Here is a 24,950-nt window from a genome sequence, read left to right as displayed (position 1 = left end):
CGATGGACATCGAGGCCGCGCGGGCCGAGATCGCCGCGGCCTGCCGGAGCCTGGCCGCCCGCGGCCTGGTCGTCGGCACGGCGGGCAACGTGAGCATGCGCGTCGGCGCACGGCAGGTCGCGATCACCGCGACCGGGGCCCGTTTCGAGGAGCTGGCCCCCGAGCAGGTCACCGTCGTCGACCTCGAGGGCCGGATCGTGCACGGCGACCTCGCCCCGACCTCGGAGCTCGCCCTGCACCTGGGCATCTACCGCCGCTACGATCCCGGCGCCGTCGTGCACACCCACGCGCCGCTCAGCACCGCCGTCGGCCTGGTCGTCGACGAGGTCCCCTGCGTGCATTACCAGATGCTGCTGCTCGGCGGCAGCGTGCGGGTGGCGCCCTACGCCACGTTCGGCACGCCCGAGCTGGCCGAGGCCGTGCTGGCGGCTCTGGACGGACGGGCCGCCGCGCTGATGGCCAATCACGGCGCGGTCACCCATGCCGCCACCCTGCAGGGCACCGTCGAGCAGACCGAGCTGCTCGAATGGGCCTGCGAGCTGTACTGGCGCGCCGCGGCGATCGGCACCCCGAAGGCCCTGGACGCCGACGCACAGCTGGCGGTGATCAACGCCGCGGCGCAGCGTGGCTACGGCACCACCCGGTCCGCACATCCCACCGCAGCCGAGGAGCGTCCACCACGATGACCGCGACATCCGAGCCGGACGCACCGCGCGAGATGAACGTCGTGGCGCTCGGCGCGCATGTGCTCGACACGCTCGTGCGCCCGGTCGAGGGCATTCCCGCCGGGCAGGACGGGCTGCTGGTCGACCAGATCAGGGTGTCCGCCGCCGGCCCCGCCGGGGGCACCGCGCTGGTGCTCGCCCGGCTGGGCGCGCGGGTGCGCAGCGCCGGTGCCGTCGGCACCGACCCGATCGGGGACCAGTTGCTCGCACTGCTCGGCCGCGCCGGGGTGGACACGTCGCTGATCGTGCGGCGTGACGGGGCGCAGACGTCCGCCAGCGTGCTGCCGATCCGCCCCGACGGATCGCGGCCGGCGTTCCATGTGATCGGCGCCAACGGCACGTACGGCCCGGACGACGCGCCGTGGGACGCCATCGCCGCCGCCACCCACCTGCATCTGGGCGGGCCGGAGTTCATGGGTGGGGAGGCCGCCGGCCGGATCCTCGCCTTCGCCCGCGAGCACGGCGTGACGACCTCGCTGGACTCGCTCGCTCCCGCCGACCCCGGCATGCTCGACTGGATCGCGGGCGCCCTCCCGCACGTCGACTACCTGCTGCCCAATGATGAGCAGGTCCTCGGCTGGACCGGCGAGCCCGATCTCGTCGCCGCCTGCCGGGCACTGCTCGCCCGCGGTGTGGGCTGCGTGGCGGCCACCGCGGGTGCCGCCGGAGCCGTCGTCGTCACCGCCGACGAGGTGCACCGCATCCCCGCGTTCGCGGTCGACGTCGTCGACACGTCCGGCTGCGGCGACTCGTTCTCCGCCGGGTTCCTGCGCGCGCTCGCGCTCGGCCGGACGCCACGGGAGGCCGCCGTGCTCGGCTGCGCGAGCGCGGCGTTCACCGCGGGCGGTCTCGGCACCGACCACGGCGAGTTCGACCTGCGAACCGTCGAGGAGTTCGCCGCGACCGTCGCCACCGTGGCGCTTCCCGGCGGTACGGCGCTTCCCGGCGGTGCGGACGCGGTACGGCCATGACCAGCGGTGCCACCGCCGGCGCTGCCGTGGGCGGAACTCCGGTCAGCGTGCCGAGAAGGGTCGACGTCGCCGTGATCGGCGCCGGCCTCGCCGGGCTGACGGCGGCGGACGCGCTGACCGCCGCCGGCCGCGACGTCATCGTGCTGGAGGCCCGTGACCGTGTCGGTGGGCGCCTGCTCAACCACGATCTCGGCGACGGGCAGGTCGTCGAGGCCGGCGGGCAGTTCGTCGGGCCCACCCAGAACCAGGTGCTGGGCCTGGCCGCCGATCTCGGCGTCGCGACGTTCCCCGCCTACGCCCGCGGCGCCAGCGTGTACGTCCACCGTGGCCGGGCTCGCCGGTTCGGCGGCGACATCCCGCCGGACCCGCTGGCGCTGCCCGGCCTCGGGCTCGCGATGGCCCGAATGAACCAGCTGGCCCGCACGGTGCCGATCGACGCGCCGTGGACGGCCCGGCACGCCCGGCGCTGGGACGCGATGACCTTCGCGACCTGGCTGCGGCGGGTCACGGCCGGCACCGGCGGGCTGGAGCTGGTCGACGTCTTCCTCGGCTCGGCCTACGGCGGGACGGCGGCCGAGGCGTCCCTGCTGTTCAGCCTCCACTACATCGCCGGCATGGGCGACGAGCGCAACCCCGGCACGATCGACCGGGGCATCGCCGGGGCGGGCGGCGCCCAGGAGCTGCGCTTCCACGGCGGCTCCCAGCTGCTGGCGCTGCGCCTGGCCGAACGGCTCGACGGGCGGGTGCAGCTCGGCACACCGGTACGCGGCATCGAGCAGGGCGACCGGTCGGTCACCGTGCGCTCGGAGCGCGGCACGTGGACGGCTCGGCACGCCGTGGTCGCGACCCCACCGGTGCTCGCCTCGCGGCTTGCCTGGTCCCCGCGGCTGCCACCGCAGCAGGACGCCCTGTTCCAACGGCTGTCCTTCGGAGCGCTGGCGAAGTGCGAGGCCGTGTACGACGAGCCGTTCTGGCGGGCCGACGGGCTCAGCGGCCAGGGGGTGTTCCGCGCCGGGTCGACGGTCTGTTCGATGTTCGACAACTCGCCGCCCGGCGACGGCAGCGGCGACGGCGGCGGCCCGGGGGTGCTGATGGGCTTCCTCGGCGGCCCGCAGTGGCGGGCGTGGGCGCACCGGCCGGCCAGGGAGCGCCGCGGCGCCGTGCTGCGCGCGTTCGCTCAGGTCGTCGGCAGGCGGGCGCTGCGGCCCCGGTCCTACTTCGAGCAGGATTGGACGGCCGAGCCGTGGACTCTCGGCGGCCCCACCGCGATTGCCGCCCCGGGGGTGCTGACCGCGTTCGGGCCCTGGCGCGACCGGCCGTTCGGCCGGGTCCACTTCGCCGGTGCCGAACACGCCGACTACTGGAACGGCTACATGGACGGCGCGGTGCGCTCGGGCCGGGACACCGCCCAGGCGATCCTCGCCGCCACGGACTGACCCAGGATCACGTGCCACACCACCAACCGCCCAGCAACCGCGAGGAGCAACGAGATGAGTGAGGTGAGCGAGGTCAGCGAGACGGCCGTTCTCGCGGTTCCGGCGGAGCGGGTCTGGGAGGTCCTCAGCGCCACCGGCCGGTACGCAGAATGGGTCGCCGGAGTTCTGGAGGTCACCGACCACCACGGCGAGGCGACGGTCGGGCGCACCTACTCCGAACGCAACCGCACCGTCGGCCCGCTGACGACCCGATCGACCTGGACGGTCCGCGAGCTCGATCCACCCCGGCGGCGGGTCGACACCGGCACCGGCTTCGCGCCGATGCACGACATGACCAACGTGTTCGACGTCGAGCCCGTCCCGGTCGGCGACGGCCTGGGCACCAGGCTGACCTACACGGTGCGCTACCGGCCTGGCCTCGGCCCGATCGGCCGGCTCATCGACCGCCTGCAACAGCCCGGCCTGCGCCGGTCGTTCCAGACGTCGATGCGAGCCCTCGAGGATCTGATCATCGCCGAGGGCGACGAGCACGAAGGGCACAACGGCTGATCAGTCCACAGCCTCCAAGCCGACGAGCCGCACCTGCCGGAAGGCGGCGACCCGCTCGGCCTGGGCGTCGATCGGGGCACGCAGGACCTGGGTCAGCGGGCGCCACATCGTCAGGTTCAGCCGCAGCTTCCCGGCGGTCTGCCGCGGGCGCCACAGGCCGGCGACCTCCCCGCCGACGAGCACGGCGCCGGGCCGGCCGAGCACCGGCCACAGCGCCTTCGCCCGAGTCCGGTCGCCGACCAGCAACGCCCTGTCCCGAGCCTGCAGGAAACGGTCCGGGTGCCCCGGGTCCGTGGTCATGCCACCCCCGATGGCATGACCACAGGCCTGGGGCACCCGGCACCGGTGCCCGGGCGCCGGTGTGCCCGGCCGGACGGTCGCGCCGGGCCTGTGCCGGCCATCCAGGTGAGGTGGCCACGGCCGTGGCTGCACACGGCCGGCGCCTGGCGCGAGCCGTTTCACGGATATTCCTTCTCGACTTCTTCACGCCCGCCGGAACAAATTCCCTCGCGCCAGTTCCTCCGCAGTCCGAGGTGGATTTCCACACTTCACATCACACGTTTTGGAATTCCTTCGGGACACCCTCGGATGTTCTGGCCACCGGAGCCCGCCCGAAATTGTGTCAGCCGCGCGGCGCACGTGACAACGCGTCCGGGGCGGAGGCGCGGGATGGGACGACCGACCCGCACTGACCTGCGGTAATCTTGGCGATGTGGGACGTGGTCCGTCACTGACGCGACCCGACGGTAACAGGATGTCCACTGTTCGACACCGTGCGCATTTGCTGGGGGGCCAGTCCGGATGGCAAAACACTCCGAGGAGCTGGGTGCCCTCCTGTCGGAGCTGAAGCGGCGCAGCGGCCGCAACTACGAATGGATCGGCCGGAGAGTCAACGCGAGCAAGTCCACCGTGCACCGCTACTGCACCGGCCGGACGATTCCGGTGGAGTTCGGAACGCTGGAACGCATCGCGCGGTTGTGCGGTGCCGACAATGAGGAGATCGCCCGGCTGTTCCGGCTCTGGGAAGGCGCCAACGTGCCTCCTTCAGGCACCGGGCCGGCCGACGCTCCCCTGAATGACGGCCAGCCCGCGAGCACCCCGGAGCGGCCCGCCGGGAATCCGGCCGGGCCCGAATCCCCGCCCGAGCCGCCTGAGCACGAGCCATCCGCGCACGGGACGGCCACGCCTGGGGCGTCCGGTCCGCAGGCGGGCCGCGGCCGCCGGAGCCTGCGGACGGCGCTGGGGCTCGGGCCGGGCCCACGGCGTCGGCGACGTGGTGCCGCGCTCGCGGCCGTCCTGCTGTTCCTCGGCACCGCCGGCGCGGCCGTGGTGGTGACGGCCCTGCCCGACCAGGACGCGGCGGTGGCCGGGCCTGCCGCACATCCGCTCGGGCGTCCGCTCACCGCGGGCGGCGACTGGGCGTTGTCCGCCGTGTTCTCCGCGGACGGGCAGCTGATGGCCACCAGCAACCGGGACGGCGAGGTGGCGCTGTGGGACGTCACCGACCGGGCGTCGCCCCGGCGCCTCGCGCTGGAACTGACCGGGCCGCAGGCGGGTGTCACCACGGTCGCATTCTCCCCCGACGGGCGGACCCTCGCGGGCGGCGACTGGCAGGGCAACGTGTGGCTCTGGGACGTCACCGACCGCAGGAAGCCGACATCGGCGGGGCAGGCGCTCACCGGGCACACGAAACCCGTCTGGTCGGTGGTGTTCTCCACCGACGGGCGCACCCTCGCCACCGGCAGCGACGACCGGACGGTCCGGCTGTGGGACCTGGCGGGCAGTGGCACCCCGCGCCAGACCGCCCAGCTTTCCGGTGACACCACGTACGTCACCTCGGTGGCCTTCTCCCCCGACGACCGGATCCTGGCCGGTGGCGGCAACGGCGACACGATCCTGCTGTGGGATGTCTCCGACCGGCACGCGCCGCGCAGGCTGCCGCCGGGGCCCGCGACGCCGACGCCCGCCTACGCCGTGGCGTTCGCTCCGAGCAAGCCCGCGCCCACCACCGACGGCCCGGCGCGCACCACCGACGGCCGGCCACCCGCCGCGGCCAGCCGGGTGCTCGCCGTCGGCGAGGCCGACGGCTCCGTCCAGCTGTGGAACCTCGATGACGCCGCGCGGCCGCGTCTGCTCGCCGGTCCGCTGCGCGGGCACACCAACCGGATCTGGTCCCTCGCCTACTCCCCCGACGGCCGGACCCTGGCCACCGGAGGCTTCGACGCGGCGATCCGACTGTGGGACGTCTCCGACCCAGCCCGCCCGAAGCCGCTGAGCCATCCGCTGACCGGCCACAACGGCTGGGTGCTGTCGGTGCGGTTCGCTCCCGACGGCCACACCCTCGCCAGCGCGGGCATCGACCGCACCACCCGGCTCTGGTCGGTGCCCTGAACCGGACGCCGATCCGGTGACGTGCCAGGGCGCGGCGGACCCATCGGCGGCCTTGCCGGTTTCCCGGGAATGTCGGACCCTCCGGCTACGGTCCGTGGGGACGGCGCCCGCGGCGTCCGTCCGGCCCGCACCCACCGGCCTCGCACCCACCGGCATGGAGGAGAGCGCGTTGACGCCACCGACGCAGCCGCCGTCCGCCGTCGTGTTCGACTGCGACGGAACCCTGGTCGACAGCGAGATCTGCTGGCACCGGGCCTACACCACCCTGTTCGGCCACCACGACCGTGTCTTCACCCCCGACCATCACGACACGCTCATCGGCCAGCCGCTGCCCGTCGTCGGCCGCGTCCTCACCACCGCGCTCGGTGTCCCCGACCACCACGGCAGCAGGCTGATCGGCGACATCCTCGACCTCGTCACCGCCGAGCTCGCCGCCGGCGCGCCGGCCCGGCTGGGGGCCGTCCACCTGGTGCGCGAGCTCGCCGCGCTCGGTTACCCACTGGCCGTCGCCTCCAGCGCCCCCCGCGATCTCGTCCACCAGCATCTGGCCGGCGCCGGCCTGACCGACGCCTTCACCGCCGTCCTCGGCGGGGAGGACGCCGACCAGCCCAAACCCCATCCCGACATCTATCTGCGGGCCTGCGCCGCGCTCGGCGCGACGCCGGCACGCAGCATCGCCATCGAGGACTCACCTCCCGGGGTCGACGCCGCCCGCGCCGCCGGCATGTACGTCATCGGCGTGCCCGGGCGCCCGCAGCTCGTCCTGGCCTCCCACCTCACCGTCCGGGATCTCACCGCCCCGCATCTGCGGCGCGTGCTCGGCCTTCCGCCCGCCGCACCGACCGCGCGGCGGGCCGCGCCGACCGCACCGCCGACCTCGGTCGCGGGTGAACATCGGGCCGCTCACTAGGGTGGGGCTTATGGAGAAGCCCGAAATCGATTTCGTCGACCCGACCCCGCCGACCGACCTGGTCGTCCAGGACATCACCGTGGGCAACGGCGCCGAGGCCACCGCGGGGCAGACGGTCTCCGTCCACTACGTCGGCGTCGCGCACAGCTCGGGTGAGGAGTTCGACGCCTCGTACAACCGCGGTCAGCCCTTCCGCTTCCGGCTCGGTGCCGGCCAGGTGATCTCCGGCTGGGATCAGGGCGTGCAGGGCATGAAGGTCGGCGGCCGGCGCCAGCTCGTCATTCCCCCGCACCTCGGTTACGGCGCCCGGGGCGCCGGCGGCCAGATCAAGCCCAACGAGACCCTCGTCTTCGTGGTGGACCTGCTCAGCGTCAACTGACGCGCCGGGCATTCGTCCCGCCGGCCCGTTCTCGCCGGGTTCTGTCCACGCCGCACACCGTTGCGCGGGTGCGTGGCGCAAACGCGGGAACGGGCCGCGCCTTGCCTCGGGGGCCCGGCCGCGACATCGTCCGCGGGAGCGGGCAACGGCAGCCGTCCGGGCTGCCGTCGAACGCCCCGGACGGCACCGGCCGGCCGGCCAGCCGCGGCCGTCGCCCCGCCGCCGGCGGGAGCGACTCGAGGGAGGCTGGCCGGACGTGCCCAGTGCATCGCGGTCGTCGCCGCCCTCGCAGGCGGCGCTCCGAGCCGATCTCGTTCTCGAGGGCGGCGGGGTGAAAGGCCTGGCGACGGCCGGGGCGGTGATGCACCTGCTCGAAGCCGGCTACACGTTCGAACGGGCGGCAGGTACCTCCGTCGGTGCCGTGGGAGCCGCGCTCGTCGCCGCCGGGGCGGACAGCGCGGGCCTGCGGTCCGCCATCGACCGGCTGGACCTCTCCCGGGTCCCCGACCGGATGCCGCCCTGGCTGCCGGGCATCAGCGAGAGCCTGGGCCTCGCCACCCGGAGCGGGGCCTACCGGGGCGACTACCTGCACGGCTGGATGTACCAGGAGCTCGACCGGCTCGGGGTGACCACGTTCGGCCAGCTGCGCCGACACGATCGGGGTGCCGACGCGAACCTGCCGGCCGAGCACCGCTACCGGCTGGTGGTGATGGCCACCGACGTCACCCACGGCCGCCTGCTGCGCCTGCCGTGGGACTACCCCCGCCTCGGGCTCGACCCGGACACCCAGCTCGTCGCCGACGCCGTGCGGATGTCGGCGTCGATCCCGTTCTACTTCGAGCCGTGCACCCTGCACAATCCGCTGGAGGGCACCACGTCGACGATCGTGGACGGCGGCGTCCTGTCGAACTTCCCCATCGACATCTTCGACCGGACGGACGGGCAGCCCGCCCGCTGGCCCACCATCGGTGTCAGCCTGTTCCCCGATCTACCCGGAGGCCTCGGGGACCTTTCGCCGCTGCTGCGCCTTCTCCCGACCCCGGCGCCCCTGGATCTACTGAAGGCCGTCGTCGCCACCGCCCTCGTCGGGCACGACCAGACCCACATGGATCGGTTCGGGGTGCGCTACCGGACGATGGAGATCGACACCTCGGGCGTCGGCATCACCGACTTCGGGCTCAGCGCGGCCGGGCGGCAGATGCTGCTCCACCGCGGCCAGGCGGCTGCCGCCGCGTTCCTCCTGGATCCCGCCCTGCGCGGGCAGGAGGCCGCGGCCGCGGTGGACGCCGCCACGTCAGCCGCGGCGACGGCCTCCCTCACCGCGAAAGCATCCACAGCCGCGAAAGCCGCCGCCTCCTCGAAGGCTCCACGCTCCGCGACGTCGGCCCACACGACGACATCCGCCACCGGTGCCAAACCCGCCGCCCAAACCCGCCGCACAGGCGGCAAACGCGCTCCCGCCGGTCCCGGCACAACAGGCACGAGAAGCACGAGAAGCACGAAGAAGTCGCCGGAATAGCACTGCTCTCTCCGGGGGAGCCGTGGAGAGTCGGCCGGACGGTTCCACGGCCTGCCGCTTCAGAAGGTGCCGCAGGTGCCCACCTTCAGCCGGCCGAGCGCCCGTTTGACGAGGCGGCGGCGGTGGCGTCGCGCAGCAGTGCGGCGACGACGTCCGCGGGGAGGCCGACGACGTTGTCGTAGGCACCGTCGTAGTGCGCCACCAACGCACCGCCGGCGCCCTGGATCGCGTAGCTGCCCGCCTTGTCGAACGGCTCGCCGGAGGCGACGTAGGCAGCAAGCTCGTCGTCGCCGAAGTCGCGCATGGTCACCGCGGTGGTCGTGCTCCGGCCCAGGTCGGTGCCGGACTCACCGTGCACCACCACCACGGCCGTGATGACCCGGTGCGTGCGGCCGCGCAGGGCTCGTAGCATCCGCGTGGCGTCCTGCTCGTCCGTCGGCTTGCCGAGGATGTTCCCGTCGAGCTCGACGATCGTGTCGCAGCCGATGACCAGCGCGTCCCGCGCGAAGCCCGCCTCCGTACCCGCGGCAGCCTCCGCGCCTGCGGCAGCCTCCGTAGCCGCGACCGCCAGTGCCTTGCGGCGCGCGAGCTGCAGGGCGAAGTCCGGCGGATCGTCGTAGCTCTCGACCGTCTCGTCCACACCGCTGGTGACCACGGTGAAGGCGAGCCCCATCCTCGTCATGATCTCGCGACGGCGCGGCGAACCCGAGGCGAGGATGATCCGGTAGGCAGCCACGGCGCCCACGCTACCGGCAGCCCGCCTCGGGCCGCGAAACGGTCAGGCGTTGGGGTCGAAGGCTATTCCTGCCGGCTTCGCCAACGCGAGGTGGTTGTTGAAGTTGCCGTCCTTCAGGCCGAACACCGCGCTGCCCCAGTTGGCCCCGGACAGGGTGTCACGGATTCCGGCCGGGTAGCCGTTCCAGCCGACCAGGTCCGGGTACTGCCAGGTGTGGTAGGCGTTCTCCGGCGGCTCGTCGCCCGAGTTCGCGGGGCGGAAGCAGTGCGTGCTCAGACCGTCCTTGTGGTAGACGATCTTCGGGTGTGTCCCGTCCCAGCGGATCTGGCTGCTCGGGTAGATGTTGAAGTTGCCGTGTGCCGAGGTGGAGACATACAGCGCCTGGTTGTTCTGCACCCAGACGACGACGTGTTCCCAGTCGTGCCGGTGGCCCCCGACGGTGGCCTGGTCCTTCTCGAAGTAGAGCCCGTAGATGATCGCGCACCAGCCGTTGTTGCACTTGTACCGCGAATAGCCGTTGGTGTTGTCGAGGTCACTCGCGTCGTGGCACTGCCCGTTGAGCGCGCCCGACGGGTTGAGCCCGCCGTTGAGCACTCCGGTCGGGCCGATCGCGGGGGTGGGGTAGCAGCCGTCGGTGTCGTAGTCGTAGGCCGGCTGGAAGGTCTGCTCGAAGGAATCGGCATTGGCAGGCAGCGCCGCCGGCGGGGCCGCCAGCGCGACACCACCGAGGAAGCCCACCAGTGCGGCGGCGCAGCCGAGGACAAACGTGATCCTCAGCCGCCTTCTCTTTCTCGACACTTCTCCTCCTGGTCGACCGCGGCACGGGTCAGGCGGTCGGGTAGGCATGCGCCACCATTCTCTGATCAACCATCAGCCGCCGGAGACGCAAAACATTTCGCCATGATGAAGCGCGGGAGAATATTGGAAGGCCGCAGGTCGGAGCTGTACCGGAGAGCCTCGATCCGCTTTCCGGGCGCGCACGGCACCGGATTCACGGCCAGGCCACCGACACCAGCCGAAGAACACGGAAACGAATCGCGTACAGAAGATTACCGATGAGTTGGCGGAAGCATGCTCGCGGCCCAGGCCACGGTCGGGCAGCCACCTGGCCGGCCGCCACGATGCGTCACCGCATCCGGGGATCATCCGGCCGGCCACGGGCAGGCGCAGGTGGCCCGGCGCGGCTACCGTGAGGGGACGGGCAGTTCCCTTCCCAGCCGGACCGGTCGGAAATGGCGGGAGAAGGTGGGCCGGTATCGCATTTCGCGCCTTGATCCGAAAACTGGAATACTTTCGGTCGAAAGGTCACGGACGACGTGGCCGGGTGAGGTGTTGGTCGTGTCTTCACGGCAGACCCGCCGACGACGGCGGGTGACGTTGTTTCTGTGCGGCGACGTGATGCTCGGCCGCGGCGTGGACCAGATCCTGCCGCATCCCGGAGACCCGCGCCTTTCGGAACCGTTGGTCCGTGATGCCCGCGCCTATGTGGGAATGGCGGAGGCGGCGAACGGCCCGGTCACCCGTCCGGTCGGCTTCGCCTGGCCCTGGGGCGAGGCGCTGTCCGTGTTCGACGAGGTCCGGCCCGACGTGCGGGTGGTGAACCTCGAAACGAGCATCACTCGGTGCGACGACGCGGACCCGAGCAAACTGGTCCACTATCGAATGAACCCGGCGAACCTGCCCTGCCTGGCCGCTGCCCGGCCTGACGTGTGCGCACTGGCGAACAACCATGTGCTCGACTTCGGGCGGGCGGGACTCGTCGAGACCCTCGACGCGCTGTCCGCGACCGGGCTGACAGCGGCGGGAGCCGGAGCCCGTCTCGACGAGGCACACCGCCCTGCCGCGGTGGGGATCGGCGCGGGCCAGCGGGTGGTGGTCTTCTCCTTCGGCACGCCTTCCAGCGGCGTTCCGGCGACGTGGGCCGCGACGGCGGCCCGGCCCGGTGTCGACGTCGTCCCCGATTTCTCGGAGGCCGCCGCGGCCGAGGTCACCGCCCGCGTCCGGCGGGTGAGACACCCCGCCGACCTCGTGGTCGCCTCCGTCCACTGGGGATCCAACTGGGGCTACGGTGTGAGTGACGAGCAGATCGGCTTTGCGCACCGGCTGATCGACGGCGGTGTGGACATCGTGCACGGGCACTCGTCGCACCATCCGCGTCCGGTCGAGGTGTACCGGGACAGGCTCGTCCTCTACGGCTGTGGCGACTTCGTCAACGACTACGAGGGCATCACGGGTTACGAGCAGTACCGGGACGACCTGCGGCTGGCCTATTTCGTCTCCTTCGACGTCGACGCGGGCGACGCGGGCCTGGCCGGGCTGCGGATCGTTCCCCTGCGTGCGCGGCGAATGCGCCTGGAGCGCGCGGAGTCCGCGGATACCGTCTGGCTTCGTGCGCTCCTCGAGCGGATCAGCGGCGGCTTCGGCACCCGGTTCGCGGGGCCACCGCGAGACCCCCTGATCGACCGGCTCGAACTGCGGCTGCGGACATCGCCACCGGAACTCCGGCCATGAACCCGACGGGCTCGAGCCCGCGAGCCGAACAGCGTTGCCGGGTCGGTCCGGGGTGGGCCAGTCCGGGGTGGGTCAGTCCAGGGTCGGGAGCCGGGCGGTCACGAGGGTGGTGAGCTTGCCCGTCCCGGCGTCGGTGATCTCCACGTCGGCGAAACCGCCGTGGAGATGGGCGGTGGCGCGCGCCGGCCCGGTGGCGATCGGGCGCAGGTAGCGGACGTTCAGGGAGAGCAGTTCCGCCGGCTTGTCGAGCAGCGACAGCACCGCCTCCTCGGCGGCGAAGGCCACCAGGCCACCCTGGATCGCGCCCGAGGAGTTCAGCCCGTCCAGCCGGCGCGGCATCTCGATCTCACCGGGCTTGGTGACCGTGCGGCCGACACGGTCGGCGAGCGGCTCGGTCAGCACGGTGCTGGCCGAGCTCAGTTTCGGGAATCCGGCCGGGAATACGTGCGCCGGGTTCGGCGAGACGACGAACGACGCGTACGACAGCGCCGCCAGCTCCCCGGTGCGGCCGTCGAAGAAGCGGGTCTCGCACACCGTCACGGTCTGGCCGATCTTGACCGCGGTGGCCACGGCCTCCACCCGGTCACCGACCCGCGGCGTGCGGCGGACCTGCACCTCCAGCTCCAGCGTGACCGAGATGCGTGGGAACCTCGCCTGAGCGGCCACCGCTCCGGCCAGGACGTCCGCCCAGGTCGCGAGCACGGACGTCCGCAGCAGCGAGGTTCCCGGCAGGCACACCTCGGGCCTGACCTCCGCCTGCCCGCGCCGCGTCGTTCCCTCACCGGACGTCTGCATGCCGAGCTCTGCGACGATGTGGCGCCGCGGCTGCGCGTCCGTGCCGGTGGCGGCCTCGTCGGGCGCCGGGTCAGCGGGCCCCGCGGGCGCAGTCGATGTCATGGCGATTCCCCCGCAGGCCGTGAAAGGCGACCGATCGACAGTTGCCTGCTCCGCCCACCGTCGCACCCGCCACTGCTCACCCGCAAGCGACCCTTCGGTGGGCGACCGGGCCCCGCGGGCGGGACCGACCGCGAGACGGCGCCCACGCGGCCCGGCAACACGACCAAACGGCGCAACAAATCTTGACATTCATCAGTGCCAGCAATGGCACCGATAAGTGTCGGGAGCTAGCGTGGGTGAATGACCGTGACTGAACGGCCGCTCGCCGAGGCCAAGCGGCAGGCCGCGCTTGACCATGTGCTCACGGCTGCCCGGCGCTTCGTCATCGAGAACAGTCTCGACGCGACGATGGACCAGCTGGCCGAGGCCTCCGGCGTCAGCCGCCGCACCCTGTTCCGCCTCTTCGGCACACGCGAGAAGCTCATCGCCAGCGGCTTCCGCACGGCGATGGACGCCTACCTGCGGGAGCTGCCCGCATACGAGGGGGGCACCGAGCACTGGCTGCGAGCGACCTGTGATGCGGCCCACCGGATGAACGACTCGATCGGCCCCGGCTACTGGGAGCTGGCGTCGCGGTCCGAACTGCCGCCGGACCTCGCGGCCGTGCAGGCCGACCTGCTCCACCAGTGGCACACACGGATCAGCGAGATCACCCAGACGCTCTGGCAGGCGAGCGGCGGCGACGACCAGGATCCGCCCGCGAAGCTGGTCACGACCGTCAGCGCCCATCTCAGCTCGCATTTCACGGCTGCTGTCGTCACCGACGCCCGGCGGGACTGGCAGACCGCGAGCGCGCTGGCCTACGAGGCCATCCTCACCACGCTCCGCCAGCTCACCTCCTGACGCCAGCTCACCGCCTGACGCCAGCTCACCGCCCGATCAGACGGCAGGTGACAGGTAACCAGACACCGGTTCGGCGCGTGGCCGGGATTCCCGGTATATCCGTGGTGGCGGGCCGTGCCCGGCCGCTGTGCATCGACCAGGACTGACGAGGAGAAAAAATGAGCGAGGAAACGGAACGTTTCGAGGTGACGCGCCAGATCGCCGCATCACCCGCGCAGGTCTTCTCCGTGCTGTGCGATCCGCGGGGGCATGTCGCGATCGACAGCTCGGGCATGCTGCAGTCGGCGGACGGCGACCCGGTGGCGGGCGTCGGCGACCACTTCGTCGTCCACATGGACCGGGAATCCCTCAACGACTATCCGCTCGGGAAGTACGACGTCACGGTGACGATCACCCGGTTCGAACGGGACGCCCTGATCGAATGGACGATCAGCGGGCTGATCGACCCGCCGCTGCGCCACCTCTACGGCTACCGGCTCGCGCCCAGCGAGATCGGGACGGCGGTGACCTCCTACTACGACTGGAGCCAGATCGACGACGCCTACCGGGGAGCCGGCGTCTTCCCGGTCATTCCGGAGGCGGCGCTGCGCGCGACCCTGGGCATTCTGGCGCGCACGGTGGAGAGCCCCCCGCAGTCCGCGGGCTGACCCGCACCAGGACGGCTCTCCACACGCGTCGTCAGCTCAGCACACTCATCGCCAGCTCAGCCTGGCAACGCCCCGGCAGCCCGGCCCGCTCACCGGCTGGGCTCCGGCTCGGGGGCCCCGAAGTAGGCCTGTTCGAGGCGCCCCGAGTCCCCGGCCAGCTCGGCCGCCGGGCCGCTGAGCACGACATCGCCCCGGCGCAGGACGGCCGCCCGGGTCGCGACGCCGAGCGCGAGGTCGACGTGCTGCTCGACGAGCAGCACCGCGCAGCCGTGCTCGTCGGCGATCCGCCGGACGGTCCGGAACAGGGCCGCGACGACCAGCGGCGCCAGGCCCATGCTGAGCTCGTCCACGAGCAGGACCTTCGGCTGCTGGATCAGCGCCCGCGCCAGCGCCAGCATCTGCTGCTCGCCGCCGGAAAGTGCCCCCGCCGGGATGCTCCAGCGTTTCTCGAGGTCCGGGAAGATCTCCAGCATCGCCCTCGGTTCGGGCCCGCCGCGGCGGGCTGCGACGCGGAGGTTCTCCTCGGCGGTGAGCGTGTTGAACAGGCATCGATTGTCCGGGACGAGCACGACACCGGCCGCGTTGGCGACGTTCGGCCGCCCACCGCGCAGCGGCCTGCCGTCGAGGCTGACCGTGCCGCCCTTGACCGGCAGCAGGCCGGCCAGGGTCAGCAGCAGCGTCGTCTTGCCGGCACCGTTCGGCCCGAGCAGGGCGAGCACGGAGCCCGCGTCCACGGTGAGGTCGATGTCGCGGAACACGGTGGTCGCGCCGCGGCCACCGGCAAGCCCGGAACAGCTGAGCATCGTGGTCACCGCCCCACCGCCGCGGCCTCGGCCTCCGCCGGCCCGGCAGGCCCGCCCGATCCGTCTGCCCCGTCTGCCGCTGCCGGCCCGGCCGTGGTCGACGCGACGGATGTGTCCGGTGCGTCCGGTGCGTCCGAGTCGTGGACGGTGCCGAGGTAGGCGTCGGCGACGGCCCGGTCGGCGCGGATCGCCGCCGGGTCGCCCTCGGCGATGACCTTCCCGAAGTCGAGCACGTAGATGTGGTCGCAGACGCCGAGCACCAGGGCGACGTCGTGGTCGACGAGGAGCACGCCGACACCGGTCCGGGCGATGGAGCGGACCTTCGCGCCGAGCCAGGCCGACTCGGTCGTGTCAAGGCCGGCGGCCGGCTCGTCGAGCAGCAGGACCTCGGGCTGCGCCGCGCAGGCCCGGGCGATCGACACGAGCTGTCGTTCACCGTGGCTGAGCTCGCCGGCCGGGCGCTGCGCCCGGTCCGTGAGGCCGACCAGGGCGAGCGCGTCCGCCAGGGCGCGATGACGCCGTTCACCGCGGACGCCGTACAGGGCTGCGCTGACGTTCTCGGCGACGGTCAGGTCGTCGTGGAGCTCCAGGGACTGGAAGGTGCGTCCGAGTCCCTGATGGATCCTGCGGTGGGTCGGCTCGGTGTCGAGGCGCGCCTCACCCAGGCGGACTGTTCCGGTGGCCCGGGTGAAGCCGGTGATGGCGTCGATGACGCTGGTCTTGCCCGCGCCGTTGGGGCCGATCAGTCCGACGATCTTCCCCGGTTCGACGCGCATCGAGACGTCCGACACCGCCGTCATCCCGCCATAGCGGACGGTCAGGCCGTCGACGAGCAGCGGCCGCGTGTCCCGGCGAACCACTGTCTCCGGCTCCGCGATGGTCGTCGACGTGGTCTCCTCGGACGCCGGGGATGTCACGGACACAGCCGGCGTCCCCGGCGTCCCCGGCGTCTGCGCCGTCGGCGGGCTGCCGTCCGGGCGGCGCCGGGCGCGGCGTTCGGCGAGACGGTCGGCGAGGTCGTGGCCGCCGCTGGCGACACCCTCGGGGTGACCGATGAGAACGGCGATCACGGCCAGCCCGGACAGCACGGAGAACCAGTCACCGACGTGCACCCAGCGGTCGAACGCGATGAAGACGATGCCCGTCCCGGCGGTGATGCCCGCGGTGATCCCGCCGTAGACCGATGTGACACCGGCCAGGTAGGCGGTGGCCAGCAGGGTCAGGCCGCCGATCGCGGTGAACGAGTCGTAGGTGACGACGCCGCGGCGGTAGGCCAGCAGCGCGCCGCCGAGACCCGCGATGAAGGAGGCAAGCGCGAAGCTGATCACCTTGATCCGCACCACGTTCACACCGATTCCCGCCGCGGAGCGCTCGTTGGCGCGCACGGCGAGCATGGCCGAGCCGAGCGCGCTCATCCGCAGCCGGGCCACGCCCCAGCAGACCGCTACCAGCACGGCCAGGCACAGCAGGCCGAACTCGATCCGTGGGAAGGCCTTCCCGCTGCCGATCCCGAGGTCGAGGCCGAACAGCGACGGCTGGGTGACCCGGGCGCCCTCGGCGTCGACGATGTCGGTGTTGCGGAACCAGACGGCCTCCATCGCGTAGGCCAGTGCGAGCGTGACGATGCCCAGGGTCAGCCCGCGCAGCCGCAGCGCCGGCAGCCCGATGACGACGCCGAGCCCCGCCGCGAACAGGGCCGCGAGCAGCGGCGCGAACGGGAACGGCACATGCCAGCTCTGGGTCAGGCCGGACAGCGTGAACGCGGCGGCGCCGGCGAGCGCCAGCTGGGCGAGGGAGACCTGCCCGGCGTAGCCGGTCACCACGACCAGTGACAGGCCGATGATCGCGGCGATGAAGGTGCCGATCACCGCGGCACGCCAGGTGCCGTCGGTCGCCAGCAGCGCGACCACCGCGATCGCGGTGCCGACCACGGTGGGCATGGTCAGCGAGCGTGGCCGCGGTGCCCGGCCGAGCGACTGGCGGACGAGCCCGCCGCGGATCGGCATCGCCCGGCCGGTGGCCAGCAGCGCCACCATGATCACGATCAGTGGCACCAGCTCCGAGGAACCGGTCCTCGGCAGCCAGGAGTGGTCGCCGGCCAGACTGGTCGCCTCGGACTGCAGCATCCCCACCGCCAGCCCGGCGGCCACCGTGGGCAGCAGGTGCTGGAAGCCGCCGACGACGGCCGCCGCCAGCGCCGGCACGACGAACAGGGTGTAGGTGCTCGGCGCCAGCGGGCTCAGCGGTGCGATCAGGATCCCGGCGGCTCCGGCGACCACGCCGCTGATCATCCAGTTGTACAGTGCCAGCTGGTCAGGCTTGACCCCGCTGACGAACGCACCGGTCTGCGACTCGGCGGCGGCCCTGGTCAGCAGGCCGAACCGGGTGAAACGGAAGCCGGCCGCGAGGACGAGGGCGAGCGCCACCACCGTCACCGCGAGGTACAGCCGGTCGGACAGGACCAGCAGCGACCCGATCTCCCACCGCTCGGACGGGAAGATGTTGCCCACCGACACCGGCGCGGTGCCGACCCGGATCGCCAGCAGCGACTGGAGGACCACCAGGACGCCGAGCGAGGCCACCGCCCGGGCCAGCGGCGGCGCCTCCCTCAGCGGCCGGAACACCAGCAGGTAGAGCACCGCGCCCAGCAACCCGCCGATGAGCAGCGCGATCACCAGCGCCGGGGCCAGCCCCAGCGGCCCGCCGAGTTCGGCGTACGTCGGCAGGCCGGGCAGCAGCACCAGCAGCTGTCCGTCCCGCAGGGCGGCGTACGAGTAGGCGACGTAGGAGGCCACCGCCCCGGTCGCGAAGTTGATGACCCCCGAACTGCGGTAGGTGAGGACCAGCGCCAGCGCGAGCGCCGCGTACACCCCTCCGTTACCGAGCCCGAGCAGCAGTGAACCGACGTGTTCCATGGCGATCTCCTGATCGGCGTCCTGGGCGCGGGTCGGCTCAGCTCTCGATCGGCGTGGCGTTGACGGGCTTGTACTCGGTGGCGTTGCCCGAGCCGTCCAGCGTCGTGGTCAACCAGCCGCGCACGCACACCGCGGGCAGCGACGGGAAGGCCTTGCTGTTGCACCGGAACTTCAGGCCGCCGCCGGCGGGCAGCTCCGTCTCCGGCATCGCCCGGATCGCCTTGATGATCGACTCGCCGGTGATGTCCCCGGTGACGCCGTCGGCCGCGGCCTCGAACGCGGCGACCTCCATGAACATGTTCATCCCGGCGATGCGTCCGGTGTCGATGCCCTTGCCGTAGGTCGTCGCGACCGTGTTGTACAGCTTTGTGGACGGGTTGTCGGCACCGATCGGCGCCATCGCCGGGACGACCGCGCCCTCGAGGAAGTCGCCCGGCACGGCCTTACGGGTCTTGTCGGACATGCAGTTGGAGATCGGGGTGATGGCTCCGTCGTAGGCGACCGCACGCAGGCCGTTCATCGCCGCGATGCAGAATGCGTCGTTCCCGACGATCTGCACGAGCCCGGGCTTGCCGTCGGCCACGCCCTGCATCTGAGGTGTCATGTCGGCGGTTCCCGGCGGGACCGGAACGGACTCCAACTCGATGCCCACGGCATTGAACTTCGGTGCGGACGCGCGCAGGACGACCATCGTGGACGGCACGTCGATGGCGACGATCGTCACCTTCTTCACGCCCTGGCTCTTCGCCAGCTGTACGAGCGCGTTGATCGTGTAGGACGTGTCGGTCAGCGCGAACGTCGACTCGGTGTCCTTGAGCGGTGCTCCGGCCGCGTAGGCGAGCATCACCGGCATGTGGGCCTCGTGCAGGGGCTCCCAGATGGCCTCGGCGACGGACGAGGAGCCGACCAACACGGCCGCGACGTCCTCCTCGACCATCCGGTTCGCGCAGTCGGTGCCCTTGGCCGGGTCGGCCAGGGCGTCGCACTCGACGAGCTCGATCGGCCGGCCGGCGAGCCCGCCGCGGTGCTCGTTGAGGTACTTCACGGTCGCGTTGGCGACGGCGCCTTCGATCGACAGGTCGGAGACGGGGCCCTTGCCGTCGGAGATGAGCCCGATGCGCACCGGTGCGCCGGAGGCCGGATCCACCGGCCCGAGTAAGCCCGCGGCCGCGGTGCCGCTGCCGGCGGCGTCGGCAGCGGCGGGCTTGTCGCTGTCGCCGCCGCCGCAGCCGGCGACCAGCAGCAGCGTCAGGGCCGACAGGGCCGCGACGGCCCCCCGCGCGTGGACCGCACGGCTTCGGCGCCGCCGACGCGGGCTCGGTTCGGACGAGTGCTGGGTTCGCTGCATGGTCGACACTCCACTGTCGGTCGGGATGCGCAGGGTCGGTCGGGATGCGCAGGGTCGGTCGGATGTCGGGATGCGCCCGGCCCACGCATCGACACAGGCGTCGACACAGCCGCGTGGCCGGCCTCGGATCTCCAGAAGGTCCAGGTCAGCGACATCGAACGTCGTCCCCGCCGCCTGGGAGACCGATCGTGACAGCGGGTTTCATCAAAGTCAATATCGAGTTCGATATTGACTTTTTGCCCATGAGCAATCCAGAGATGCGACGGACCTCGGGCGGGTCACCCCGGCCCGCCCGGCACAGCCCTGCCCGGAACAGCCCGCACCAGCGGTGTTCAGCCAGGCATCTCCATGTCGATGAACTCGACGGGCCCGTAGCCGTCGAAGGTCTCGGTATGCCGACCCGTCTCGGTGAATCCGACCCGCCGGTACACCCGGACGGCGCGTTCGTTGAAAGCCGCGACGTCGAGCACGACGGAGCGCCGGCCGTGGATGGAGTGAGCGAACGCCAGCCCGGCACGCACGAAACGCTCACCAAGCCCGCGACCGGTGAGGTCCGGCCGCAGGCCGAGTCCGTAGAACAACGCGTCGCCGCACGGTTCGAAGAAGTAGAAGCCGACGAGGCCTCCCCACTCGTCGCGCACGGCGAGGAACAGCTCCGGGTTCTTCACGGGCAGCCCGTCGCTGTCGTAGAAGTCGTAGGGCGGGTCGTAACGCCAGGCGTCGCGTTCACGGAACATGGCGTCGTCCGCCGGTGCGATCCTCACCGCTCCCACCCTCCCCGAGCCTGCTCGGCCCCACCCACGAAAGCTCAGGGCAGGGTGAGCTCGCGGGCGTTGTCCACCATGATTCGCCGCTGCGCCCGCGGAGAGAACCCGGCCAGTCCGGCGAGGAAGTCCCTGGGCTCGCGCAGGCCCTCGGCATGCGGCCAGTCCGAACCGAACAGGATCCGCTCGACCGGCAGGTGGGCGGCCAGATCCTCGACCCGGTCCTCCACGAACGGAGCGACCCAGCAGTGCTCGATGAACTGGTCGACCGGTGAGGTGCGGAACATTCCCGGGTGCTGCGCGGCGAGCAGTTCCAGCCCGTGCAGGAGCGGACCCACCCAGGTTCCGCCGCTTTCGATGAAGGCGAAGCGCAGCCCGGGATGGCGCTCGAAAAGCCCATGGGTGACCAGGGCCGCGGCGAAGTCGTGCACGAGGCGGTGCTTCATCAGCATCTGCACGAACGGCTCGCTCACGGTGAGCGCGTTGGTGTCCCCGGTTCGCTCGGCGGCCCGGTAGCCCCAGGCCCGCGCGACGGCCATCTCCACCTCGCGATAGCCCTCGTCATAGCCGAGGTGCGGCGCGATGACAATGCCCGCCTCCTGCACCCGGGCCCAGAACGGATCGAAGACGGGATCCGCCGGCGAGATCGTGCCGTCCGGGGTGAAGGCCGGCCCGTTGCGAATGCTGACCACCCGCGCGCCGCGTTCCAGTGCCCATTCCAGCTCGGCGACGGCGCCATCCGGATCGGACAGCGACAGGAAGGGCGCGCCGAAGATCCGGTTCTGGTACGCGAAGCCCCAGTCGTCGTCGACCCAGCGGTTGAAGGCTCGCAACACCTCCAGCGCACCCTCGATGTCCGGCTGCATCGGTCCCTCGATGCACACGGCGTGGGACGGGAACATCCAGACCGCCTCGACGCCCTGGGCGTCCATGCAGGCCAGCCTGGCGTCACGGTCGAACCACTCCGGATGCTCGGCGGGCACCTCGCAGGAAAGCTCGTGGCCGACCGAGCCCTTGTCCGACCGCCCGCTGAAATAGTCGAACAACGCGCCCGGGCGCGGTCGCGGATGCGCGTCTCCCGGGCCTGGCAGGATGGGGTGCGCGCGATCACCGAGAAAATAGCGTGGGGTGCCGTCGACCTCGACCACACGTAGGCCACGGTCGGCGAACTTCGGGTCGCGGTGGCGGGTGAAGGCGTCGCTCGACTCCCAGTAGTGGTTGTCGGTGTCGAAAACCGTGTCGATACCCGATAAGTCGGTTCCTGCTGACATGACTCTCTCCCCCGCCGTCAGTCCGTGCCGTGGCGAAGCAGCCGGCCCGGCGTTTCCTGGGTGCATTCACCGTCGACGAACGTCGTCTTTCCGTTGACGATGATCCGGTCGTAGCCGACGGCCTTCTGGATGAGACGCCATTCGCCGGCCGGGTAGTCCCACACCCGCTCGGCGGGCAGGCTGTCCACGGTCTGCGGGTCGTAGACGATCACGTCCGCCGGCGCCCCCTCGGCGAGGAAGCCGCGGCCCTTCAGCCCGGCGGCGGCGGCCGGGTAGGCGGACAGCCGCCAGTGCGCCTGCTCCAGCGACATGATCCCGTGCTCGCGCACCCACAGGCCGAGCAGCTCGCTGGGGTAGCGCGCGGTGGTGACGAACTTCGTGTGCGCGCCGCCGTCACTGACGCCGGGCAGCGCGACGGGCGCGTTGGCGATCTCCCGCATGGACTCGGGCGGCGTCTCCAGCAGCGGCGTCGCGAACCCGACCCGCAGCTCACCGGCGACGGCGACGTCGAGCATGGCGTCGATCGGGTGCTTGCCCTCCCGGGCGGCGATCTCGCCGACGGTGTAGCCCTCGTACGTGTCCTTGAGGTGGCGGGCGCGGGTGACGTCGCTGGAGATCCAGTGCACCTTGATGTCGTCGAGCGGGTAGCCGGCGCCGAACAGTCCGCCCCGCTGCTCGTGGACCTCCTTCATCGCCGCCCGCCGGGCCGGGTCGGCCAGCTTGACCCGCTTCTCCTCGACCGTGCCGAGCAGTGCCTCCTTCCAGCAGGGGATCGCGTCGGCGAGGTTGTACTCCTCGAACGTGAACTCGGAGGCGAAGTTGGTGGTCAGGGCCTGCGCGAAGACGCGCACGCCCTCGTCCTCGTTGAGCTCGGCGAGACGCTTGAGCGCGTCCCGGTGTGTGATCAGCTGGCCGCCGTGCTGGTTGAGGGCGCCGTCGGCGAGCAGCGCGTTCCAGATGATCGGCCGGCCGCTCTCGCGGGCCATGAAGGCCGCCGTCTCCAGCGGGGAGGTGACCTGGGCGACGCCGCGGCCCAGCGAGCCCAGCGCCTGGCAGAACGCGCGCACCTCCCGCTCGCTCATCAGGTCGGTGACCATCGGGGTGCCGTCGTAGTCGAGCTGGACGTTGCCGACCTCGCCGAGGATCTGGGCGCTCAGCCCGCAGGCGCCGGCCTCCATCGCCTGGACGAGCAGCGCGCACATGCGGGCCAGCTCCTCGTCGGTCACCGTCCGGGACTTGGCCTCGTCCAGACCGACGACGTAGCCGTAGAGCGGGGACAGCGGCACGAACGACATCACGTTCACGCCCTTGGGCGTGCGGTCGATGCTGTCGAGGAACTCGGGGAAGGTCTCCCAGTCCCACGGCATCCCGACCCGCATCGTCTCCATCGGGACGGCCTCGTTGCGCGACAGGCTCAGCATCGCCCGCTCGCGGTCGGCCGGCTTGCAGGGCGCGAACCCGAAGCCGCAGTTGCCGATCACGACGCTCGTCACGCCGTGCCAGCCGGACATCGTGCACCACGGGTCCCAGAAGACCTGGCTGTCGTAGTGGGTGTGCAGGTCGACGAAGCCGGGCGCCACGACCTTGCCGGACGCGTCGACGACCTCGGCGCCGTCCGACGCGCTCACCCGGCCGATCTGCACGACCTGGCCGCCCCTGATGGCGACATCTGCCCTGTAACGCGGGGTCTGCAGGCCGTCGACGACGGTCCCACCCTTGATCACAAGATCGTATAAGGACATTGCCTCAGCGCCTCCCTCGGATGCGATCTCGCCCGGGGCCGAGCCGGAGGCAACACCAACCCGCTGCCACCTTCCGTGACACCCGACACAATGGGCATCGAGGAGTGTCGTATGTGGCACTCAGCAGTGTCAATACTGGCGCGGATGGTGGCGCTATGGTCGCGGACGAACGCGCGCCAGTAGGACCGTGGGAAGGATGCCGGCGAACGCGAGCCCGGCGGTCACCCACCACGCGTTCCGGAAGACCCCCAGCGGCACGCCCGCGTCCGCCGACGACCCACCGATCACGGCGATGACGACGGCCACTCCCAGCACGAAGCCGATCTGGCGGATCATGTTGACGACGGCGGACCCGGTCGCGAACGCCTGCGGCGGCAGCGACGCGGCCGCGGCGGCCATCAGGGTCGGCAGCGTCAGGCCGACACCGACCCCGGTGAGGATCATGCCGCCGAGCATGCCGGAGACGTAGTTCGGCTCGATGGTGATCGCCAGCGCCCACCAGGCCAGCCCTGCGCCGAACACAGCACTGCCGACAGCCATGACGACCGCCGGCCCGTACCGCGCGATCAGGGCACCGGCGACGCCGAAGGACACCAGCGGGACCATCAGCGGCCCCGGGGCGATCGCCAGGCCCGCGCGCAGCGCCGACCAGCCCCAGTACCCCTGCACCCAGAGCACGATCGACAGCAGCATCCCGGCGAAGGACGCCGAGAACAGGACCGCCACCGCGGATGCGCCGGTGAAGGCGCGGTTCGTGAACAGCGCCGGCGCGACCAGCGGGTTCCGACTCGCCGCGCAGTGCGCCGCGAACAGCGCCACCAGCACCGCGCCGCCGAGCAGGGTGGCGAGCAGAGGCGGCGACGACCAGCCCCAGTCACCGCCGCGCACGAGCCCGGCGGTCAGCAGCCCCACTCCCCCGGTCGCCAGCAGCACGCCGAGCGCGTCGGGGCGTTCCGTCGGCTGGCCGGCCAGGTGCGGCAGCCTGCGATAGCCGACCGCGAGGGCCGCGACGCCGACCGGGATGTTCACCAGGAAAGTCCAACGCCAGCTGGCGGTGACGAGCAGGCCACCGACCACCGGGCCGACCGCCGCCGCCATGCCGCCGAGGGCGGTCCAGGCCCGCACCGCACCCTGGCGGCGCTCGGCGGAATGGGTCGCGAGCACCAGGCCGAGCGAGGTCGGGGTGACCAGCGCGGCGCCGGCGGCCTGCAGCAGCCGGAAACCGACCAGCATCGCGACGCTGGTGGCCGCGGCGCACGCGGCGGAGGCCACCGTGAACACCGCGACACCGAGCAGGAAGCCGAGGTCGCGCCGGTACCGGTCGGCGAGGCGGCCGAAGAAGACCAGCAGCGCCGCGTAGACCACGGCGTACCCGTTCAGCACCCAGGACAGCGTGCCGAGGTCACGTTCGCCGAGGTCGCGGGCGATCTGCGGCAGGGCCACATTGACCACGAACAGGTCGAGGTTCACCAGGATCACGCCGGCACACACGATCAGCAGGACCTCACGCCCGGACGCCACCGCGATCCGGCCCGACGACGCGTCGCGCCGCCGCCCCACCATCAGTTCTGTCATAGGACTCACCGTAGGGGT

Annotated in this window: 22 protein-coding genes; 11 read left to right on the top strand and 11 right to left on the bottom strand. The window is 71.9% G+C overall.

What is annotated here, in order from left to right:
• Window positions 1–2 precede the first annotated feature (2 nt).
• The 4 genes from FREUN1FDRAFT_RS02490 to FREUN1FDRAFT_RS02470 are packed head-to-tail and all read left to right on the top strand — an operon-like array spanning window position 3 to window position 3,681.
• On the top strand, window positions 3–686 hold the full coding sequence (locus FREUN1FDRAFT_RS02490) for a class II aldolase/adducin family protein (RefSeq protein WP_035948981.1): 684 nt from the start codon (window positions 3–5) through the stop codon (window positions 684–686).
• Window positions 683–1,696: a carbohydrate kinase family protein gene (locus FREUN1FDRAFT_RS02485; protein WP_006538357.1), complete on the top strand. Its 1,014-nt coding sequence runs from the start codon at window positions 683–685 to the stop codon at window positions 1,694–1,696. Before FREUN1FDRAFT_RS02490 ends, FREUN1FDRAFT_RS02485 begins: the two co-directional genes overlap by 4 nt.
• Window positions 1,693–3,132: an FAD-dependent oxidoreductase gene (locus FREUN1FDRAFT_RS02475; protein ID WP_006538356.1), complete on the top strand. Its 1,440-nt coding sequence runs from the start codon at window positions 1,693–1,695 to the stop codon at window positions 3,130–3,132. Before FREUN1FDRAFT_RS02485 ends, FREUN1FDRAFT_RS02475 begins: the two co-directional genes overlap by 4 nt.
• Before the next feature lie 54 nt (window positions 3,133–3,186).
• Window positions 3,187–3,681 carry an SRPBCC family protein gene (locus tag FREUN1FDRAFT_RS02470; RefSeq protein WP_006538355.1) on the top strand — a complete coding sequence of 165 codons (495 nt, stop codon included), beginning with the start codon at window positions 3,187–3,189 and terminating at the stop codon, window positions 3,679–3,681.
• Here the strand turns inward: FREUN1FDRAFT_RS02470 and FREUN1FDRAFT_RS02465 are convergent, their stop codons facing one another.
• On the bottom strand, window positions 3,682–3,981 hold the full coding sequence (locus FREUN1FDRAFT_RS02465) for a DNA glycosylase AlkZ-like family protein (RefSeq protein ID WP_006538354.1): 300 nt from the start codon (window positions 3,979–3,981) through the stop codon (window positions 3,682–3,684).
• Between the two features lie 501 nt (window positions 3,982–4,482).
• Here FREUN1FDRAFT_RS02465 and FREUN1FDRAFT_RS39410 point away from each other — a divergent pair.
• From FREUN1FDRAFT_RS39410 to FREUN1FDRAFT_RS02445, 4 genes are all read left to right on the top strand, one after another.
• Window positions 4,483–6,072 (top strand): helix-turn-helix domain-containing protein, encoded by a 1,590-nt coding sequence (locus tag FREUN1FDRAFT_RS39410; protein WP_006538353.1) that lies wholly within the window; start codon window positions 4,483–4,485, stop codon window positions 6,070–6,072.
• A 169-nt stretch (window positions 6,073–6,241) separates the two neighbouring features.
• Window positions 6,242–6,982, top strand: coding sequence for an HAD family phosphatase (locus FREUN1FDRAFT_RS02455; protein WP_232295011.1), 741 nt, complete (start codon window positions 6,242–6,244; stop codon window positions 6,980–6,982).
• Between the two features lie 10 nt (window positions 6,983–6,992).
• Window positions 6,993–7,361, top strand: coding sequence for an FKBP-type peptidyl-prolyl cis-trans isomerase (locus FREUN1FDRAFT_RS02450; RefSeq protein WP_006538351.1), 369 nt, complete (start codon window positions 6,993–6,995; stop codon window positions 7,359–7,361).
• A gap of 256 nt (window positions 7,362–7,617) precedes the next feature.
• A complete protein-coding gene (locus FREUN1FDRAFT_RS02445) occupies window positions 7,618–8,880 on the top strand; it encodes a patatin-like phospholipase family protein (RefSeq protein WP_006538350.1) in 1,263 nt (420 codons plus the stop codon).
• A gap of 85 nt (window positions 8,881–8,965) precedes the next feature.
• Here FREUN1FDRAFT_RS02445 and FREUN1FDRAFT_RS02440 read toward each other — a convergent pair whose 3' ends face one another.
• Both FREUN1FDRAFT_RS02440 and FREUN1FDRAFT_RS02435 read right to left on the bottom strand, forming a co-directional pair.
• A complete protein-coding gene (locus FREUN1FDRAFT_RS02440; protein WP_232295010.1) occupies window positions 8,966–9,616 on the bottom strand; it encodes a nucleoside triphosphate pyrophosphatase in 651 nt (216 codons plus the stop codon).
• A gap of 42 nt (window positions 9,617–9,658) precedes the next feature.
• On the bottom strand, window positions 9,659–10,414 hold the full coding sequence (locus tag FREUN1FDRAFT_RS02435) for an NPP1 family protein (protein ID WP_006538348.1): 756 nt from the start codon (window positions 10,412–10,414) through the stop codon (window positions 9,659–9,661).
• Between the two features lie 573 nt (window positions 10,415–10,987).
• Here FREUN1FDRAFT_RS02435 and FREUN1FDRAFT_RS02430 point away from each other — a divergent pair.
• On the top strand, window positions 10,988–12,127 hold the full coding sequence (locus FREUN1FDRAFT_RS02430; protein ID WP_232295009.1) for a CapA family protein: 1,140 nt from the start codon (window positions 10,988–10,990) through the stop codon (window positions 12,125–12,127).
• A 72-nt stretch (window positions 12,128–12,199) separates the two neighbouring features.
• Here FREUN1FDRAFT_RS02430 and FREUN1FDRAFT_RS02425 read toward each other — a convergent pair whose 3' ends face one another.
• Window positions 12,200–13,024, bottom strand: coding sequence for a hotdog domain-containing protein (locus FREUN1FDRAFT_RS02425; RefSeq protein ID WP_006538346.1), 825 nt, complete (start codon window positions 13,022–13,024; stop codon window positions 12,200–12,202).
• 240 nt (window positions 13,025–13,264) lie between these two features.
• On the opposite strand from FREUN1FDRAFT_RS02425, the gene FREUN1FDRAFT_RS39405 reads away from it, so the two are divergent.
• Both FREUN1FDRAFT_RS39405 and FREUN1FDRAFT_RS02415 read left to right on the top strand, forming a co-directional pair.
• Window positions 13,265–13,867: a TetR/AcrR family transcriptional regulator gene (locus FREUN1FDRAFT_RS39405; RefSeq protein WP_006538345.1), complete on the top strand. Its 603-nt coding sequence runs from the start codon at window positions 13,265–13,267 to the stop codon at window positions 13,865–13,867.
• 158 nt (window positions 13,868–14,025) lie between these two features.
• Window positions 14,026–14,514: an SRPBCC family protein gene (locus tag FREUN1FDRAFT_RS02415; protein ID WP_006538344.1), complete on the top strand. Its 489-nt coding sequence runs from the start codon at window positions 14,026–14,028 to the stop codon at window positions 14,512–14,514.
• Between the two features lie 89 nt (window positions 14,515–14,603).
• On the opposite strand, the gene FREUN1FDRAFT_RS02410 is transcribed toward FREUN1FDRAFT_RS02415, so the two are convergent.
• The 7 genes from FREUN1FDRAFT_RS02410 to FREUN1FDRAFT_RS02380 form a co-directional block, all read right to left on the bottom strand.
• Window positions 14,604–15,317: an ABC transporter ATP-binding protein gene (locus FREUN1FDRAFT_RS02410; protein ID WP_006538343.1), complete on the bottom strand. Its 714-nt coding sequence runs from the start codon at window positions 15,315–15,317 to the stop codon at window positions 14,604–14,606.
• 5 nt (window positions 15,318–15,322) lie between these two features.
• Entirely contained in the window at window positions 15,323–18,232 is a 2,910-nt protein-coding gene (locus FREUN1FDRAFT_RS02405; RefSeq protein WP_006538342.1) for a branched-chain amino acid ABC transporter permease/ATP-binding protein, read from the bottom strand.
• 37 nt (window positions 18,233–18,269) lie between these two features.
• Window positions 18,270–19,580, bottom strand: a complete 1,311-nt coding sequence (locus tag FREUN1FDRAFT_RS02400; protein ID WP_006538341.1) for an ABC transporter substrate-binding protein — start codon at window positions 19,578–19,580, stop codon at window positions 18,270–18,272.
• A gap of 332 nt (window positions 19,581–19,912) precedes the next feature.
• Window positions 19,913–20,344, bottom strand: a complete 432-nt coding sequence (locus FREUN1FDRAFT_RS02395; protein WP_006538340.1) for a GNAT family N-acetyltransferase — start codon at window positions 20,342–20,344, stop codon at window positions 19,913–19,915.
• A 44-nt stretch (window positions 20,345–20,388) separates the two neighbouring features.
• Window positions 20,389–21,615 (bottom strand): amidohydrolase family protein, encoded by a 1,227-nt coding sequence (locus tag FREUN1FDRAFT_RS02390; RefSeq protein ID WP_006538339.1) that lies wholly within the window; start codon window positions 21,613–21,615, stop codon window positions 20,389–20,391.
• A 17-nt stretch (window positions 21,616–21,632) separates the two neighbouring features.
• The gene (locus FREUN1FDRAFT_RS02385) at window positions 21,633–23,357 is read right to left on the bottom strand and encodes an amidohydrolase family protein (protein WP_006538338.1); all 1,725 of its coding nucleotides are present in this window, start codon (window positions 23,355–23,357) and stop codon (window positions 21,633–21,635) included.
• Window positions 23,358–23,510: 153 nt separating this feature from the next.
• The gene (locus FREUN1FDRAFT_RS02380; RefSeq protein ID WP_006538337.1) at window positions 23,511–24,932 is read right to left on the bottom strand and encodes an MFS transporter; all 1,422 of its coding nucleotides are present in this window, start codon (window positions 24,930–24,932) and stop codon (window positions 23,511–23,513) included.
• Window positions 24,933–24,950: the final 18 nt, after the last annotated feature.

It is taken from the genome of Parafrankia sp. EUN1f (genome assembly GCF_000177675.1).
GTDB lineage: Bacteria > Actinomycetota > Actinomycetes > Frankiales > Frankiaceae > Parafrankia.
The sequence above is the reverse complement of the archived record's forward strand: the minus strand, read 5'-3'. Positions and strand labels throughout refer to the sequence as shown.